Origin of the sequence: Bradyrhizobium sp. BRP23 (assembly GCF_020194135.1) — a bacterium.
GTDB classification, from domain to species: Bacteria; Pseudomonadota; Alphaproteobacteria; order Rhizobiales; family Xanthobacteraceae; genus Bradyrhizobium; species Bradyrhizobium yuanmingense.
Map to the genome: position 1 here is coordinate 362,601 of NZ_JADYVW010000003.1, position 14,968 is coordinate 377,568.

Here is a 14,968-nt window from a genome sequence, read left to right on the forward strand (position 1 = left end):
CGGAGGAAAGAAAATGGCGTTGATGCGTCGGCAGTCCCTGGTCAAGTTCGATGCGCCGCTGTGCGAGACCATCGTCGAGACGCCCAAGCCGCAGGGCCGTGAGGTCTTGGTCCGCATCGAGCGCTGCGGTCTTTGCCATTCCGATCTCCACATCCAGGACGGCTATGCCGATCTCGGCGGCGGCAAGAAGCTCGACACCACGCGCGGCATGACGCTGCCCTTCACGCTCGGCCACGAGATCGCGGGCGTCGTCGACGAGGTCGGCCCCGATGTTCCGGCCAGCCTCGTCGGCGCCAAGAAGGCGGTGTTTCCGTGGATCGGCTGCGGCCAGTGCCGCGACTGCGCCAATGGCGACGAGAATCTTTGTGTGAAGCAACGCTTCCTTGGCGTCTCCATCGACGGCGGCTTCGCCACCCACGTGCTGGTCCCCGACGCCAAGTACCTGCTCGACTACGATCCCCTGCCCGTCAACCAGGCTGCGACCTTGATGTGTTCCGGCGTCACCGCCTATGGCGCGCTCAAGCGCCTGGTCGACCGTCCGCGCCAGCGCAATTTGCTGCTGATCGGTCTCGGCGGCGTCGGCATGATGGGCCTGTCGTTCGCGCAGGCGATGTTCAAGCAGCCGATCACGGTTGCCGACCTTTCGCCGGCCGCGCGCGAGACCGCACTCAAGAACGGTGCAGCCGTCGCCTACGATCCGGCCGAGCCCGACGTGATCAAACGCATCCTGAAAGAGACCGAGGGCGGCTTCGACGAGGTCGTCGATTTCGCCGGCAACGAGAAGTCGATGGCCTTTGCCGTCGCGGTTGCCGCGCGCGGCGGCAAGATCGTGGTCTCCGGCCTGATGGGCGGCCAGTTCACGCTGCCGATGGTGCAATGGGTCTACAAGCGCATGACCATCGAAGGTTTCATGGTCGGCACGCTCGCGGAGGCTCATGAGCTGATGGCGCTCGCCCGCGCCGGCAAGATCAAGCCGACGCCGATGCGCGAGGAGCCGATGGGCGACGTGCAGAAGTGGATCGACGAATTGCGTGCCGGCAAGGTCGTCGGCCGCATCGTCCTGAAGAACTGACCGCGGCGCGGCGGGTCCGATGCAAGTCTCGCCCGCCGCACGGAACGCCTGCGGCCGCGCCGCGTTGGCTGCGCATGTCGATCCGTTGCACCGTCGAAAGCGCATTCTTCATCGCCTGGAGCTGCCTGGAGAAGAGCGGCGAGCTCGGGCCACCGGACGCGAGCGCGAACTTCCTGCTCGACGCCATCGAGGCGCAGCTTCGAACCGGTGAGCGCCGGCAATTGATGCTCGCCAACCGGGCGATCGACGCTTACCGCGCCGCTGCGCACAGGGCCGGCTGACGGGGGATCGCGAAGTCCGCTGCGGCTGACGATCCTCTCTGCCGCCCAGCCCGCTGAAGCCGCGACGCCGTGCTCTGGTTTTCAACGTTCGAACGTCCGTTGTGTGCACTTTGGAACCGTCGGTTCCGCCGCGGAAACGTAGGTTTGCCGCTGGCGCCGATTCCCGGCCCGCCCAAGAGAACACAATGTGACCGGTCGGCCCCAGAACGATCTGCTCCGGCAGCTCAATCATCAGGATTTCGAACTGCTCGCGCCTCACCTCCAGCCGATCGACGTCGAGGCGAGCTACGTCCTGCATCACGCCGGCGACGACGTCGCCGCGGTCCATTTTCCATGCGGTCCCGCGCTGGTGTCGTTCGCCGTGCCGGTCGAGGACGATCGCGAGGTCGAAAGCCTGCTGGTGGGGCGCGAGGGCGCGGTCGGCATCGCCGCCGGCCCCAGCCCTTCGCTCGCCTATTCGCGCATGGTCGTGAAGTTTGGCGGCACCCTGGTGCGGCTGCCGTTGCGCGCGCTCGAGCAGGCGCAGCAGAGATCGGCGACGCTCCAGGAGGCCTTCGCGCGCTATGCCGACTGCCAGTTCGCGCAGCTCTTGCAGACTGCGGCTTGCAACGCTGCGCATTCGATCGAGCAGCGGGCCGCCAAGTGGATCATGTCCGCGCAGGAACATATCGGCGGAGCCGAGATTCCTCTCACCCACGAGCAGCTCGCCGGCATGCTGGGCGTCTCCCGCAGCTATGCCAGCCGCGTCATCCAGATGTTCAAGGCGCGGCGCATCCTCGCGACCCGCCGCGGCGCCATCCTGATCCTCGACGCAGCAGCGCTCGAAGCGAGAGCCTGCTGCTGTAACGATTGGGTGAAGAAGCATTTCCACGAGGTGCGCGGTGGAGCGGCACCCGCGGAGGGTTGATGCCTCCGCCTCACGCATGCGGCGGCGACTGCCGCTTCAGATGCAGATAGGTCGGACTGAAATCGCCGAGCCGCTGCAGCTCGCGCCATTTCAGCACGACCAGCTCGCCATCACGAAGATCCATCGCGCCGCTGCGCCTGAGATCGGCGAGCGTCCGGTTCACCGTCGCGATCGCCATGCCGAGCGTCTCGCCGAGTTGCGTGAGACTGATCGGCATGCGGCAACGATTGCCGCGCACCAGCTGCGCCGCGCGGGCGCGGTAAAACAGCTCGCAAAACAAGTGCGCCATGCGGGTCTGCATCGGCCGGGCACTGTTGTTGGTGATGGCCTCGCGAAAGATCGCGGCATCGCGCAGCGTCTCGCGCCAGACCGCGAGGGCGAAGGTCGGCCGCCGCCGGAACGCGATGAACAATTCGCGGTGCGGGATGAACGCCACCGACGCCGGCCCGAGCGCACTGAGCCCGTGATCCATCTGGTCGATGAACAACCCCTGCGCATCCGGAAGGTCGCCGGTGAGATGGAACGCCAGATATTGCCGCCGCCCGCTGCCGAGCAGGTGATAACGGGCAACCATGCCGGAGACGACCAAAGCGGAATGCTCGGGCTCGTCGCCTTGACGGATGAAATCCTCATTAGGTGCGAAATCGCGCAGCATGAAGGTCAACGCGCGAATCTCGCCCATATCCTCCTCTGCGAGCCCGGTGTGCTCGCCGAGGTTCCGTATCAGCACGTCGTGAGCTTTTTCCATGGAGCCGCCAAAAATCGCGCCGGTTCTATCAAATGATACGTCCGGCTTGCGTTCAGCGGACTAGAACGCAGATCGGAAGCACAGGTTGCTAACCGGCTTGCGACGCATCGATCGCAGCCACCCCATTCCCCCCATTCGGACCAGCCGGCCTTAACATGAAAAGCACCACTCTCCTGGAGCGCATCCGGCGCCTGTTCGCATCCGATGCCGGCGAGCATCTGGACAGCATCAGTGACGCCTTGCTGAAGGGAACGCTGAGGGAGCCGGTCCGGCCGATGTCGGATCAGGAGCTCGCTCGCGCGATCCGCGAGTTCCGCTCCGTGCCGGTTTCCGACTGGACGCTTGCGAAACTGTCGCGTCGCCTGGCCGAGGCGTCCGTGCCGCGGGACGGCTGAAGCTGCACGCGAGGCCCATGCCACATCCGAAATTCATCGTCCGTCTGCAGACGATCGAAGGCCTGTCCGAGGACGAGCGCCGCCAGATCGCGGGCTTGCCGTCCACGCTGCGCCAGGTCGCGGATGGCGAGATCGTGCTGCGCCAAGGCGAGGCCGCGAGCCGCTGCGTCTTCGTCGTCAGCGGCTTCCTCTACCAGTCGCGCATCGTCGGCGATCGCAGCCAGACCCTCGCCTTCCATGTTCCCGGCGACATGCCATGCCTGCACACGCTGCTGGTCTCGCCGATGGACGCGGATCTCGTGGGGCTCGGCCCGACCATCGTCGGCACCGTCGCCCACAGCCAGCTCCGCCAGCTGCTCGACAGCTCGATCCACCTGACCCGCGTCTTCTGGCGCGAGACGCTGATCGACGCGGCCATCTCGCGGCAATGGATCGCCCGCCTCGGCGCGCAGGCGGCGCTGCCCAAGGTCGCGCACCTCATCTGCGAGCTCGCCGCAAGGCTGGAGATCGTCGGCCTCGTCAAGCGCAACTGCTTCCAGATGCCGATGACGCAGCGTCACGTCGCGGACGCCTGCGGACTGTCGATCGTCCACGTCAACCGCACCATCCAGGAGCTGAGGCATCGCGGGTTGATCGCCTGGGACGGCAGCGAGATCGAACTGCTCCAGCCCGACGAGCTGCGCAGACTTGCGGATTTCTCGCCTGATTATCTAAGCTGAGCGGACCGCCACGCGGCGAGCAGTGGTCCGCCGCTCCCCAGCACGGGATCCGTCTTCGGCTTGCGGACCTTGGCGATGCGGTTGACCGCGTCGGGACGCTGGCGTGTGTCGGTGCACTCGTCATAGGTGCCGTCCTGCGGGTAGGCGCCGACGACCATAAAGTCCCGGCTGGATTCGATCAGCCGGTGGCCGGTGCCCGCGGGCAGGACCAGCACGTCCCCGGCTTTCAGTTTCAGGATGCGGCCCTTGATCCCGCCGCACTCGATCCTCGCCGTGCCGCGCGCCACGCCCATCACTTCATGGATCTGCGAATGATAGTGGACGAAGTCGTACACGGTGTCGCGCCACGACCGGCCCCAGCCATTGGTGTCGAACAGCGTGTCGATGACGACCTCGGGCGGAAAGCGCCGACCGTTCAGCTTCACCGCGCCGCGATAGAGCAGCGCCGGGAAGCGCGGATGGTTCGGCACGATGCCGTCATCGCGAAAGTGCATGGCCGTGGGCTTGCGGGCCCGTACCAGCCCCCGCAGCGTCGCTGCATCGGGCTGCTCCTCTACCAGCTTCTTGGCGAAGTTCTTGATCTGATCCTTGACCGGCATGACGTCTCCTCAGCCGCGAATAACGGCTGCGGAGGTGAGAAGTTTCCGGGCCCGATCGGAGCAAGGCCCGACAGGGCCTCTCCTCGTCATGACGCGGCGTCGGAAGGAAGCGCGTCAACGCTTGGCGGCAATCAGTTCGGCAAACTGCCGCAGATAGAGCGGCCAACCCTGATCGCTGTCAACGCCGCCGCGGACGCCTTCCCAGCCCTCGCCATGCCGATCGAGGTGACGGTGCTCCAGCTCCAAGCGGGTCCGGCTTGGTGTCTCCGCAATGAACCGGACCTCCCATTCACTCGTCTTGGCGGGATCGGTCTCGATTTGCCAGCGCGGGCTGATGTCCCAGCTCAAGAGGACTCGATTGGGTGGTTCGAACGCCAACACGCGCGCCCAGCGGCATTCGCTGCCGTCGATCCCCCGATCATAAATGCTTCCGCCCACCCGAGGTTCGAATACGGTCTCTGCGATGGGAACGGCGAGCAGATTGTGCTCGCGCGGCTTGAAGCTGCCGAAGTCTTCGGTGAAGACCTTGAACGCGCGCTCGATCGGCGCCTCGACGACGATGGAATGTTTGACGGGCGCAATCGATACACGTGTGTTCATCTGGATCCCTCCGATGGTTTTTCGACGGCTAGTTTGTAAGCGGCCAACGTGTCGCTCCAGAACCGGTCGAGCCAGGCTCGCATCTGGCCGAGTCCCGCCGGATCGACGTAATAGACGTTGCTGGCGCCCTTCGGCTCTGCACGAACCAAGCGGGATTCGCGCAGCACCTTGAGATGCTGTGAGACGGCCGACTGGGACACGGGCAGCTGTCGCGTGATCTCGGCGACCGTGCGTGGCCGTGCACCGACAAGCTCGAATATCCGCCTGCGGGTGGGATCGCCGAGTGCGGCCAGTTGTGCGCTGTCCTTAGCCATAGACACTCACCGCCCCATGCCACGCTTGTTCGACTTGTCATAAGTTACTACTAATGATTAGTGCTGACTTATGATCGTGTCAACCGGCTCAGGTCGTGGCGTGGAACTCTGATCGTGACGTTGGGAGAGTCTCATCCGGGGGCGGAACGAACGTCGCGCAGGCCCGATTCAAGCCACATCCTCTCCGGATTTGCGGCTCATTGCCACCCAAGTCTTTGATGACAAAGGGATGGTTAAGAGTTGCGTCATGCGTAACCGGGAGACCAGGATGGGCAACCGCACCGCAAAGTTCATTTCGACCCTCGTCGCCAGCATCCTCGCGGGCGCGCCATTGGCCGCGGTATCGCAGAACGCGCCGACGCCATCGAGCACGGCCGCCGCGGCGCCCGACTGCCTGGCTTCGCCGAAGGATGCCGCGCCGCAGGGCCAGCACTGGTACTACCGCCTCGATCGCACGACGAAGCGCAAGTGCTGGTATCTGCGCGCAGCTGGCGGCAAAGCCGCACAGACCGCGCAGGCGACGACCGATACATCCGAGCCGGATGCAGCACCGCCGCAGGCCGTGCAGAACGCGCGCGCGGAATATATCGCGCCGCAGACGAGTGCCGCAGCGGGCACGCCGAACATGGCCGCGCCCGCGCCGGCTGCAGCGAATGCACCCGCGGTCGCGCCGCAGCCGCCGAGCAGCGTCGCCGAAACCAACGCGCAGCAGCCGGCCGTGACCGCGCGCTGGCCCGAGGCCTCCACAGCGTCCACCGCGCCAGCGCATCAGCCGGCGGAAACCACGGTTGCAGCAGCCGCGCAGCCAAACGCGAAGCTGTCAAAATCCCCTGCTCCGCTCCCGCCCGCGGCCGATGGCACGACTGACAAGTCCGGCGGTTCGCTGCAGATGCTGATGCTTGTGATCGGCGGTGCGCTGGCGCTCGCCGGCATCCTCGCCAGCGTCATCTACCGCTTCGCCGGCGGACGCGTCCGCGCCAGGGCCGCCGACCGCCGCGGGCATTGGGACGATTGGGCGCCGCAGGACCATGACGGAAGCCACGCGCCCTGGCGCGATTCACCGCCGGCCGCCGCCCAGCCGCCCCGCCCGATCGACTTCGATGCGGCACGTCCGCAACCGACAAGACAAGTGACGAAACTCGCCGCGATCGGCCGCGAGATCGAGCTGATCGACGCGCGCAGGCAACGTGCCGTCGCTCCGGCCGCAAAACCGGTCGAGTCCAGAAGCGACAAGGTCGAGACCAAGTTGTTCGATCGGGCTGCTGCACCCAAGCTTGCCGCCAACGAAATTGAGGCGGATCGCGATGACGCGCCGGCAGGTCGGGATACCGATGCCGTCGATGTCGACGCGATCACGACTATGCTGGAGCAGCTGGCGAAGGAAGGGCCGCGCCTGTCGCGGCCTAACCTTGAAGCTGACCTTGCAAACTTCGCACGAAGCCTACGAGGCCAATCCGCCGCTCGCGCTTGAGGCGCTCGGCCTTCAGGATCGACTGCACCTCGGCGAAGGCTTCGTCGACCGCGTGGTTGATCACGATGTAGTCGTACTCGGCCCAGTGACTCATCTCGTCGCTGGCGCGGCTCATGCGCTTGCGGATCACCTCGTCGGAATCCTGCGCGCGCGAATGCAGGCGCTTCTCGAGGTCGGCCGCCGAGGGCGGCAGGATGAAGACGCTGACGACATCGGCGCGCGCCTTCTGCTTCAATTGCTGGGTGCCCTGCCAGTCGATGTCGAACAGCACATCCTGGCCGGCCGACAACGCCGCATCCACGGGGCCGCGCGGCGTGCCGTAGCTGTTGTCGAACACCGTCGCCCATTCCAGCAGTTCGTCGGCCTTCACCATGGCATCGAACGTCGCCTTGTCGACAAACGTATAGTCCTTGCCGTTGACCTCGCCCGGCCGCATCGCGCGCGTGGTCGCAGATACCGACATTTTCAAGCCCGGCATCCGATCGATCAGCATGCGCGACAGCGTCGTCTTGCCCGCGCCTGATGGCGAGGACAGCACGAACATCAATCCGCGCCGCTCGACACCGTCAGTTCCGTGACCGCCCGTCGTCATCGATCACTCCAGATTCTGCACCTGCTCGCGGAACTGCTCGACCACGTTCTTCATGGCGAGGCCCGTGTTGGTCAACTCGATGTCGTTCGACTTCGAGCAGCAGGTGTTGACCTCGCGGTGAAACTCCTGCGCAAGGAAATCCAGCTTGCGCCCGATCGGGCCGCCCTTGCCGATCAGCTCGCGCGCCTGCGTGATGTGGGAGGCGATGCGGTCGAGCTCCTCGCGGATGTCGGCCTTGGTCGCGATCAGGATCGCCTCCTGCATCAGGCGGTCGGAGTCGAAACGATCGGAGGTGTCGAGCAGCGCTGCGATCTGCTCAGCGAGCTTCGCCTTGATCGCCTCCGGCTTGCGGCCGGGCGCGGCCTCCGCTCTCTTCGCCAGCTGCTCGATCTCGTCGACGCGCTGGGTCAGGATCTGCCCAAGCGACGTGCCCTCGCGCTTGCGCATCGCAACGAGCTCGTCGAGCGCCTTGTCGAAGGCCTCGGCGGCCGCGGCGCGCGCTGCCTTGTCCTCCTCCTCGTCGCCCTCGGGCTCGGCTACCTCGACGACGCCCTTGATGGCGAGCAGGCCGTCGATGCTCGGCGCCACCGCGTCGACCTTCCCCGAGATCAGCGCGGCGGCCTTCAGCACCGCGTTGAGCACGTCCTCGTTGATGCGGACGGTGGCGGCGGCATTGGTGCGCTTGACGGTGAGATTGGCATAGACGGTGCCGCGTGAGAGCAGCTCGCCCGCGCGCTTCTTGGCATGGGCCTCGAGCTCATCAAACCCCTGCGGCAGCCGCACGCGCAAGTCGAAGCCCTTGGCATTGACCGACTTCAACTCCCATTCGAACGTATACGGCCCGCTTGCGCCGTGGCATCTCGCAAAGCCGGTCATGGACGACAGCGCCATCAGTTCAAATTCTCCAGGAACACGGGATTCGCGAGGCTATCAAGCCACGCGAATCTTAAGACTATTTTGCCGGAAAGTGGAATCGGCAATGTCCGCAAGCCGGTCTGCGCGCAAGGCTCAGCGCTGAACCACCGGCGGCGAGCCCTGCACCGCGCCCTGCCGGGCCGGTGGGGGATTGGCTGGAGCAGCCGGGCGCGCTGCCGGCGGCCTCTTCTGCTGATTGGGCCGTGCCGGCGTGGCCGCGGTCGGCGCGTCGGCAGCGCCAGGCGCGGCAACGGCCGGCGGCTGCGCGTCCTCGGGCGGCTCGACCGTGTCGTTCTGGATCTGCTTCTCCATCGCGCGGAGCTTGGCGACGTTCTTCTGGTGCGCGTCGTAGGTTTCGGTAAAGGCATGCCCGCCGGTGCCGTCGGCGACGAAATAGAGGTCGCGGGTGCGGGCCGGGTTGGCGGCAGCTTCGAGCGAGGCGCGGCCCGGATTGGAGATCGGGCCCGGCGGCAGGCCGTCGATCACATAGGTGTTGTAGGGCGAGGGCTGCGTGATCTCGCTGCGTTTGATCGGCCGGCCCAGCGTTCCCTTGCCGCCGACGAGGCCGTAGATGATGGTCGGATCGGACTGCAGCTTGATCCGCTGCTTCAGCCGGTTGACGAACACCGCGGCGACGCGGCTGCGCTCGTCCGCCTTGCCGGTTTCCTTCTCGATGATGGACGCCAGCGTGACTAGCTGCTCCGGCGTCTTGACCGGAATGTCCTGATTGCGGCGCTCCCAGATCTCCGACAGCACACGCTTGTGCGCCTGCTGCATGCGCTGGACCACCTGCTCGCGCGGGGTGCCGCGTGGGAATTTGTAGGTCTCCGGGAGCAGCGTGCCTTCGCGCGGCAGCTCGCGCACGCTGCCGGTGAAGATGTCGTTGTCGGACAGCCGCGCCACGATCTGCTCGGAGGTCAGGCCTTCGGGAATCGTCACGGCGTGCTGCACCACCTTGCCCTCGACGATGGTGCCGATGACGTCGCGCAGCGAGGCGTTCTTCTGGAAGGAATACTCACCCGGCTTGAGGTCCGAGCTCGCCTTCAACGCGGCGACGCTGGCGATGAACACCCAGGGATTGACGTCAGTCACGCCTTCCCGGTTCAGCGTCTCGGCGATGTCGCGCTTGCCCGCACGCTGCGGGATGTTGACGATCTTGTCCTCCTTCAGCGGTCCGGGCGCCTCGAGCACCTGGCGGCCGTAATAATAGACGCCGCCGGCGCCGAGCATGGCGATCAGCAGAAGCGTGATGATGGCGTTGCCGACGACGACGAACGGATTGCGCGCGCGGTCCGACCGCTTGGGCGGCGGCGGAAGTTGCTCGGGCTCGAGCGCGGCCCGCGGACTCCGGGGTGAAATGGGCGGCCTTTCACTCATCGAAACAACCTGAATCCTGCCGGTTCAATAGCGGCCCGACAATCGCTTGCCCTGCCAAAAACGCACGCGCCCACGTCCATGACTATCGCCGAATACGGCAAAACGGTGGATTCGTCTCAAACACAAACTAACTGACTAGGCGCCGGACGATCACCGACGCATTGGTACCGCCAAAACCAAAAGAGTTCGACAACGCGACGTTGACCTCACGCTGCTTCGACTTGTGCGGCACGAGATCGATCGCGGTCTCGACCGACGGATTGTCGAGATTGATCGTCGGCGGCACGACATTATCGCGAATCGCCAGAATCGCGAAAATCGCTTCGATCGCACCGGCCGCGCCGAGCAGATGGCCGGTCGACGACTTGGTCGAGGACATCGCGACCTTGGAGGCGGCGTTGCCGAGCAGACGCTCGACCGCGCCGAGCTCGATCTCGTCGCCGAGCGGCGTCGAGGTCCCGTGCGCGTTGATGTAATCGAGATCGGACGGCGTCAGCCCGGCACGCTTGAGCGCGGCCGACATGCTGCGGAAGCCGCCATCGCCGTCGGGCGACGGCGAGGTGATGTGATAGGCATCACCCGACAGACCATAGCCGATCACCTCGGCATAGATCTTCGCGCCGCGCCGCCTAGCGTGCTCCAGCTCCTCCAGCACGAGGACGCCGGCGCCCTCGCCCATCACGAAGCCGTCGCGGTCTTTATCGTAGGGACGCGAGGCCTTTTCGGGAGTCTCGTTGAAACCGGTCGACAGCGCGCGCGCGGCGTTGAAGCCGGCGATGCCGATGCGGCTGATCGGCGACTCGGCGCCGCCCGCGACCATCACGTCGGCATCGCCCAGCGCGATCAGGCGGGCGGCATCGCCAACCGCATGCGCGCCGGTCGAGCATGCCGTGACCACCGAATGGTTCGGCCCCTTCAGCCCGTGCGCGATCGAGACGTAGCCGGAGGCGAGATTGATCAAGCGGCCGGGAATGAAGAACGGCGACACCCGGCGCGGCCCGCGCTCCTTCAGCAGGATCGCGGTATCGGCGATGCCGTTGAGGCCGCCGATGCCGGAGCCGATCATGGTGCCGGTCGCGCATTTGTCCTCTTCGGTCTCGGGATGCCAGTTGGCGTCGTCGAGCGCCTGGCCGGCCGCGGCCATGCCGAAGATGATGAAGTCGTCGACCTTGCGCTGGTCCTTCGGCTCCATCCACTTGTCCGGATTGAAGCTGCCGTTCGAGCCGTCGCCGCGCACGACCGTGCAGGCGATCTTGGTCTGCAGATCGGAGACATCGAAGCTCTCGATCCTGCGCGCACCGCTTTCGCCGTTGAGGATGCGCTTCCAGGTCGGCTCGACGCCACAGCCGAGTGGCGAGACCATGCCGAGACCCGTGACGACAACCCGCCTCATATCCGAAAACTCCGCATCGAAAGATTCACGGCCAATAACAAGAAACCGGCTGACCGCTGCGAAGCGGCCCGTCCGGTTTCAATGTTGTCCCCGCGAAATTGAAGAGCCTTAGCTCTTCGCGTTCTTCTCGAGAAACTTCGTAGCGTCGCCGACGGTGAGAATCGTTTCCGCAGCGTCGTCCGGAATCTCGCAACCGAATTCCTCTTCGAACGCCATCACCAGCTCGACGGTATCCAGACTGTCGGCGCCGAGGTCGTCGATGAAGCTCGCGTTGTCGACAACCTTCTCGGGTTCAACACCAAGGTGTTCGACCACGATCTTCTTAACCCGCTCGCCAATGTCACTCATTGCTTAACCTCGTGTTGTTCCCTGTAGACCCGACCCCCCGGGACGATACGAGCCGTCGTGGTCGTTTGACTGCCTTCGCTTACGAACTTTGATTTGGCCCATCCTAACCGATGGAGGCCCCGGCGAACGACGGCCAAAGGCTCCGCATCGCCAATATACAGGGTTTCAAAAACCTGCAATGGCGTTCTTTGCCCATCCGTTGGAGGTCCGGTTATCATACTTCAATTGCCTTGACTACAAGCCTCATTTCGCTCCGGAAACGGCCGTTTGCCGCATGCCGCACCGCCGCGACAGGCGACGCGGCACGAGACGTCAGATCATGGCCATGCCGCCGTTGACGTGGATGGTCTGCCCGGTGACGTAGGCTGCTTCGTTCGAGCTCAGATAGACAGCGGCCGCTGCGATGTCCTCGGGCGTCCCCAGGCGGGCGGCCGGAACCTTGGTGAGAATCGTTTCGCGCTGCTTGTCGTTGAGCGCATCGGTCATCGGCGTCTTGATGAAGCCCGGCGCGATGCAGTTCGCGGTCACGCCACGCTTGGCGTATTCGGCCCCTAACGTCTTGATCATGCCGATCAGGCCGGCTTTCGACGCCGTATAATTGCCCTGCCCGGGATTGCCGGTGACGCCGACCACCGAGGTGATGGCGACGATGCGGCCGAAGCGCTTGCGCATCATCAGCTTGGTCGCGGCGCGCGCCAAGCGGAAGGTCGCGGTCAGATTGACGTTGATAACCTCGTCCCAGTCCTCGTCGCGAAGCTGCACGAAGAGATTGTCGCGCGTGATGCCGGCATTGGCGATGAGAATGTCGACCTGGCCCATCGCCGCTTCCGCAGCGGGCACCAGCGCCTCGACCTCATCGGCCTTGGAGAGATTGCAGGGCAGCACGTGGGCGCGCTCGCCGAGCTTGCCGGCAAGCTCGTCCAGCACCTCCTTGCGCGTCCCTGAAATGGCGACGGTGGCGCCCTGCGCGTGCAGCGCCTGCGCGATCGCGCCGCCAATGCCGCCGGTCGCGCCGGTGACGAGCGCCTTTCGGCCAGTCAGATCGAACATTGATGGACTCCTTTAAGCCTGCTTCGCAGCGGCCAATGCATCCTTGGCGGCGGCAATATCGTTCGGGCCGCCGACCGCAATGCCGACGGCACCGTCCGCGATACGCTTGACGAGACCGGTCAGCACCTTGCCGGCGCCGATCTCGAAGAAGCGGGTGACGCCCTGCCCGGCCATGTAAGCCACCGACTCGCGCCAGCGCACTGTGCCGGTGACCTGCTCGACCAGGCGGCGGCGGATCTCGTCGGGACCGGTGATGGCGCTCGCCAGCACGTTCGACACCAGCGGGGCGGCCGGCGCCTTGATCGTAACCTTCGACAGCGCCTCCGCCATGGCATCCGCAGCCGGCTGCATCAACTTGCAATGGAACGGGGCGGACACCGGCAGCAGCATCGCGCGCTTGGCGCCCTTGGCCTTGGCGATCTCGACGGCGCGATCGACCGCAGCCTTGTCGCCGGAGACGACGACCTGGCCGCCGCCATTGTCGTTGGCGGCCTGGCAGACCTGCCCCTGCGCCGCCTCGCCCGCGACCTCCATGGCGGCCTCGTAGTCGAGACCGAGCAGCGCGGCCATCGCGCCGGCGCCGACCGGGACCGCCTTTTGCATTGCGAGACCGCGGGTGCGAAGCAGACGCGCGGTATCCGAAACCGTCAGGCTGCCGGCCGCCGCCAGCGCCGAATATTCACCGAGCGAGTGGCCCGCGACGAAGGCAGCGTCTCGTCCTACGGAAAAACCAGCCTCGGCCTCGAGCACGCGCAAGGTCGCGATAGACACGGCCATCAGCGCCGGCTGGGCGTTCTCGGTGAGCTGGAGAGTTTCGGCCGGACCTTCCCAGATGATGCCGGTCAGCTTCTCCCCGAGCGCGGCATCGACCTCGTCGAATACGGCGCGCGCCACCGGAAAGGCGTCGGCCAGGGCCTTGCCCATGCCGACAGCCTGGGAACCCTGCCCAGGAAATGTGAATGCAGCCGTCATCGGCGCTCCCTGCTGTCAGGCATGATCCCTGTTCTGAACCGGCAGCCGATTTACGCCCGGCCTTAGGCCGTGGTTCCTTGGGCCATGGTTCCGGATCATGCTCCAAAGGGGGCCGTAGACACCGTCCGGGGCCGCACTGTCAAGCCGAGACGGGAACTTGGAGCAGCATTCAACGGGGAATAAGCCCCTCAAAACCCGCCGGCGGTCTGGTTGGCATCGACGTCCGCTCCTGCCCGCGCTCGGCGCGCACTGTTCACCAGTTGCCCCGGCCGATCCTCGCGGTTCGGCTTTGCCGTGGCCAGCCGCAGCACCGAAGCGTAGTTCGGCTGCACTTCCATGCGATCGGCGTACCGGCTCGCACTCAGCAGCCGGTGCACCTTCGGCAGATTGTAGCAGGGCACGTAGAACAACAGATGATGCTCGAGGTGATAGTTCACGTAATACGGCGCGATGAACAGGCGCTCGAGAAAATTGGCATGCGTCGTGCGCGTGTTGCGCAAGGGGTCGCTGCTATCGGGGACGACGGCGTGCTCGGCGATATTGCGGATGCGGGTGATGACCATCATCCACGTCAAGAGCGGCACCAGCCAGAGCAGCGGATAGGCCCACCACACGCCGGCCGCGGCGAGCGCGGCAAACATGATCCCGTTGACCACACATTGCGGGCCGAGCGTCTCCCAGAAATGCGCTGCACGTTGCCGCCATGACCAGTCCTTTGGCCCGAGCGCGTTGAGCAACTGCGCCTTGCGCTGCTGGTAGCCGGTCTGCCCGGTGATGTCGCGGATGAACTTGCGGCGATAGCTCAACTTGGTGATCGGAAACGGCGCCGACAGCACGAGGTCGGGGTCGTCCTCCTGCTGGGTGCGCGCATGGTGCTGAAGGTGATAGCGCCGGTAGCTGCGCGTCTCCGCAAACAGCGGATAGGCGCAGAACCACTGGCTCAGCGTCAGATTGGTTTTCTCGTCGGCGGACAGGCAACCATGTGCGCCGTCATGCATCAGGATCGCAAGGCCGAGCTGGCGCGAGCCGATGATGGCGACGGCGAAGATATAGGTGAGCGGATTGGGCCACCACGCGACCAGCGCGATGGCTGCAATGATCAGCGTCCAGGCGTGCGCGATCAGCGCAGCGCCTTTCCACGTCGCGCGCTGGCGCACCTCGGCCAATTGATCGTCGGTCAGGAAATCGCGGGCACGCATGCGAAGCGCGGTCATG

The 14,968-nt window shown here is 65.5% G+C and carries 18 protein-coding genes; 6 read left to right on the forward strand and 12 right to left on the reverse strand.

Going from position 1 to position 14,968, the window contains the following annotated elements; genetic code table 11:
- Positions 1-13 precede the first annotated feature (13 nt).
- From I6F24_RS09800 to I6F24_RS09810, 3 genes are all read left to right on the forward strand, one after another.
- On the forward strand, positions 14-1,072 hold the full coding sequence (locus I6F24_RS09800; protein WP_109144001.1) for an alcohol dehydrogenase: 1,059 nt from the start codon (positions 14-16) through the stop codon (positions 1,070-1,072).
- A gap of 74 nt (positions 1,073-1,146) precedes the next feature.
- Positions 1,147-1,353 (forward strand): hypothetical protein, encoded by a 207-nt coding sequence (locus tag I6F24_RS09805; protein WP_109144002.1) that lies wholly within the window; start codon positions 1,147-1,149, stop codon positions 1,351-1,353.
- A 187-nt stretch (positions 1,354-1,540) separates the two neighbouring features.
- Positions 1,541-2,260 carry a Crp/Fnr family transcriptional regulator gene (locus I6F24_RS09810; RefSeq protein ID WP_225112265.1) on the forward strand — a complete coding sequence of 240 codons (720 nt, stop codon included), beginning with the start codon at positions 1,541-1,543 and terminating at the stop codon, positions 2,258-2,260.
- Between the two features lie 10 nt (positions 2,261-2,270).
- On the opposite strand, the gene I6F24_RS09815 is transcribed toward I6F24_RS09810, so the two are convergent.
- Positions 2,271-3,008 (reverse strand): Crp/Fnr family transcriptional regulator, encoded by a 738-nt coding sequence (locus tag I6F24_RS09815; protein ID WP_036022714.1) that lies wholly within the window; start codon positions 3,006-3,008, stop codon positions 2,271-2,273.
- Positions 3,009-3,163: 155 nt separating this feature from the next.
- Between I6F24_RS09815 and I6F24_RS09820 the strand changes: the two genes are divergently transcribed.
- Together I6F24_RS09820 and I6F24_RS09825 are read left to right on the forward strand one after the other, a co-directional pair.
- A complete protein-coding gene (locus tag I6F24_RS09820; protein ID WP_036000675.1) occupies positions 3,164-3,403 on the forward strand; it encodes a hypothetical protein in 240 nt (79 codons plus the stop codon).
- Between the two features lie 17 nt (positions 3,404-3,420).
- Positions 3,421-4,122, forward strand: a complete 702-nt coding sequence (locus tag I6F24_RS09825; protein ID WP_036022712.1) for a Crp/Fnr family transcriptional regulator — start codon at positions 3,421-3,423, stop codon at positions 4,120-4,122.
- Here I6F24_RS09825 and I6F24_RS09830 read toward each other — a convergent pair.
- From I6F24_RS09830 to I6F24_RS09840, 3 genes are all read right to left on the reverse strand, one after another.
- The gene (locus I6F24_RS09830; protein WP_225149501.1) at positions 4,110-4,721 is read right to left on the reverse strand and encodes a cupin; all 612 of its coding nucleotides are present in this window, start codon (positions 4,719-4,721) and stop codon (positions 4,110-4,112) included. The genes I6F24_RS09825 and I6F24_RS09830 overlap by 13 nt on opposite strands.
- A gap of 114 nt (positions 4,722-4,835) precedes the next feature.
- Positions 4,836-5,321: an SRPBCC family protein gene (locus I6F24_RS09835; protein ID WP_225149500.1), complete on the reverse strand. Its 486-nt coding sequence runs from the start codon at positions 5,319-5,321 to the stop codon at positions 4,836-4,838.
- Positions 5,318-5,635, reverse strand: coding sequence for a metalloregulator ArsR/SmtB family transcription factor (locus I6F24_RS09840; RefSeq protein ID WP_036000689.1), 318 nt, complete (start codon positions 5,633-5,635; stop codon positions 5,318-5,320). The genes I6F24_RS09835 and I6F24_RS09840 overlap by 4 nt, the downstream gene beginning before the upstream one ends.
- Positions 5,636-5,903: 268 nt before the next feature.
- Between I6F24_RS09840 and I6F24_RS09845 the strand changes: the two genes are divergently transcribed.
- On the forward strand, positions 5,904-7,106 hold the full coding sequence (locus tag I6F24_RS09845; protein ID WP_225149499.1) for a hypothetical protein: 1,203 nt from the start codon (positions 5,904-5,906) through the stop codon (positions 7,104-7,106).
- Here the strand turns inward: I6F24_RS09845 and gmk are convergent.
- From gmk to I6F24_RS09885, 8 genes are all read right to left on the reverse strand, one after another.
- Positions 7,039-7,698, reverse strand: a complete 660-nt coding sequence (gmk, locus tag I6F24_RS09850) for a guanylate kinase (RefSeq protein ID WP_036000695.1) — start codon at positions 7,696-7,698, stop codon at positions 7,039-7,041. The genes I6F24_RS09845 and gmk overlap by 68 nt on opposite strands.
- Before the next feature lie 3 nt (positions 7,699-7,701).
- On the reverse strand, positions 7,702-8,589 hold the full coding sequence (locus I6F24_RS09855; protein WP_225149498.1) for a YicC/YloC family endoribonuclease: 888 nt from the start codon (positions 8,587-8,589) through the stop codon (positions 7,702-7,704).
- A 117-nt stretch (positions 8,590-8,706) separates the two neighbouring features.
- A complete protein-coding gene (gene mltG, locus I6F24_RS09860) occupies positions 8,707-9,990 on the reverse strand; it encodes an endolytic transglycosylase MltG (RefSeq protein WP_036000702.1) in 1,284 nt (427 codons plus the stop codon).
- 127 nt (positions 9,991-10,117) lie between these two features.
- Positions 10,118-11,383, reverse strand: coding sequence for a beta-ketoacyl-ACP synthase II (gene fabF / locus I6F24_RS09865; protein ID WP_225133029.1), 1,266 nt, complete (start codon positions 11,381-11,383; stop codon positions 10,118-10,120).
- Positions 11,384-11,491: 108 nt separating this feature from the next.
- Positions 11,492-11,731: an acyl carrier protein gene (locus I6F24_RS09870; protein ID WP_008551805.1), complete on the reverse strand. Its 240-nt coding sequence runs from the start codon at positions 11,729-11,731 to the stop codon at positions 11,492-11,494.
- Positions 11,732-12,043: 312 nt separating this feature from the next.
- Positions 12,044-12,781: a 3-oxoacyl-[acyl-carrier-protein] reductase gene (gene fabG / locus I6F24_RS09875; protein ID WP_025035827.1), complete on the reverse strand. Its 738-nt coding sequence runs from the start codon at positions 12,779-12,781 to the stop codon at positions 12,044-12,046.
- 12 nt (positions 12,782-12,793) lie between these two features.
- Positions 12,794-13,753: an ACP S-malonyltransferase gene (gene fabD / locus I6F24_RS09880; protein WP_036022704.1), complete on the reverse strand. Its 960-nt coding sequence runs from the start codon at positions 13,751-13,753 to the stop codon at positions 12,794-12,796.
- A gap of 188 nt (positions 13,754-13,941) precedes the next feature.
- Entirely contained in the window at positions 13,942-14,967 is a 1,026-nt protein-coding gene (locus tag I6F24_RS09885) for a fatty acid desaturase family protein (RefSeq protein ID WP_036000715.1), read from the reverse strand.
- Position 14,968 lies beyond the last annotated feature (1 nt).

What these genes read in the sequence shown, in the direction of transcription:
- gmk (WP_036000695.1), bottom strand. Translation starts at nt 7,698, where the DNA reads ATGACGACGGGCGGTCACGGAACTGACGGTGTCGAGCGGCGCGGATTG.
- I6F24_RS09815 (WP_036022714.1), bottom strand. Translation starts at nt 3,008, where the DNA reads ATGGAAAAAGCTCACGACGTGCTGATACGGAACCTCGGCGAGCACACC.
- fabF (WP_225133029.1), bottom strand. Translation starts at nt 11,383, where the DNA reads ATGAGGCGGGTTGTCGTCACGGGTCTCGGCATGGTCTCGCCACTCGGC.
- mltG (WP_036000702.1), bottom strand. Translation starts at nt 9,990, where the DNA reads ATGAGTGAAAGGCCGCCCATTTCACCCCGGAGTCCGCGGGCCGCGCTC.
- I6F24_RS09845 (WP_225149499.1), top strand. Translation starts at nt 5,904, where the DNA reads ATGGGCAACCGCACCGCAAAGTTCATTTCGACCCTCGTCGCCAGCATC.
- I6F24_RS09855 (WP_225149498.1), bottom strand. Translation starts at nt 8,589, where the DNA reads ATGGCGCTGTCGTCCATGACCGGCTTTGCGAGATGCCACGGCGCAAGC.
- I6F24_RS09805 (WP_109144002.1), top strand. Translation starts at nt 1,147, where the DNA reads ATGTCGATCCGTTGCACCGTCGAAAGCGCATTCTTCATCGCCTGGAGC.
- I6F24_RS09870 (WP_008551805.1), bottom strand. Translation starts at nt 11,731, where the DNA reads ATGAGTGACATTGGCGAGCGGGTTAAGAAGATCGTGGTCGAACACCTT.
- fabD (WP_036022704.1), bottom strand. Translation starts at nt 13,753, where the DNA reads ATGACGGCTGCATTCACATTTCCTGGGCAGGGTTCCCAGGCTGTCGGC.
- I6F24_RS09835 (WP_225149500.1), bottom strand. Translation starts at nt 5,321, where the DNA reads ATGAACACACGTGTATCGATTGCGCCCGTCAAACATTCCATCGTCGTC.
- I6F24_RS09885 (WP_036000715.1), bottom strand. Translation starts at nt 14,967, where the DNA reads ATGACCGCGCTTCGCATGCGTGCCCGCGATTTCCTGACCGACGATCAA.
- fabG (WP_025035827.1), bottom strand. Translation starts at nt 12,781, where the DNA reads ATGTTCGATCTGACTGGCCGAAAGGCGCTCGTCACCGGCGCGACCGGC.
- I6F24_RS09820 (WP_036000675.1), top strand. Translation starts at nt 3,164, where the DNA reads ATGAAAAGCACCACTCTCCTGGAGCGCATCCGGCGCCTGTTCGCATCC.
- I6F24_RS09825 (WP_036022712.1), top strand. Translation starts at nt 3,421, where the DNA reads ATGCCACATCCGAAATTCATCGTCCGTCTGCAGACGATCGAAGGCCTG.
- I6F24_RS09840 (WP_036000689.1), bottom strand. Translation starts at nt 5,635, where the DNA reads ATGGCTAAGGACAGCGCACAACTGGCCGCACTCGGCGATCCCACCCGC.
- I6F24_RS09830 (WP_225149501.1), bottom strand. Translation starts at nt 4,721, where the DNA reads ATGCCGGTCAAGGATCAGATCAAGAACTTCGCCAAGAAGCTGGTAGAG.
- I6F24_RS09800 (WP_109144001.1), top strand. Translation starts at nt 14, where the DNA reads ATGGCGTTGATGCGTCGGCAGTCCCTGGTCAAGTTCGATGCGCCGCTG.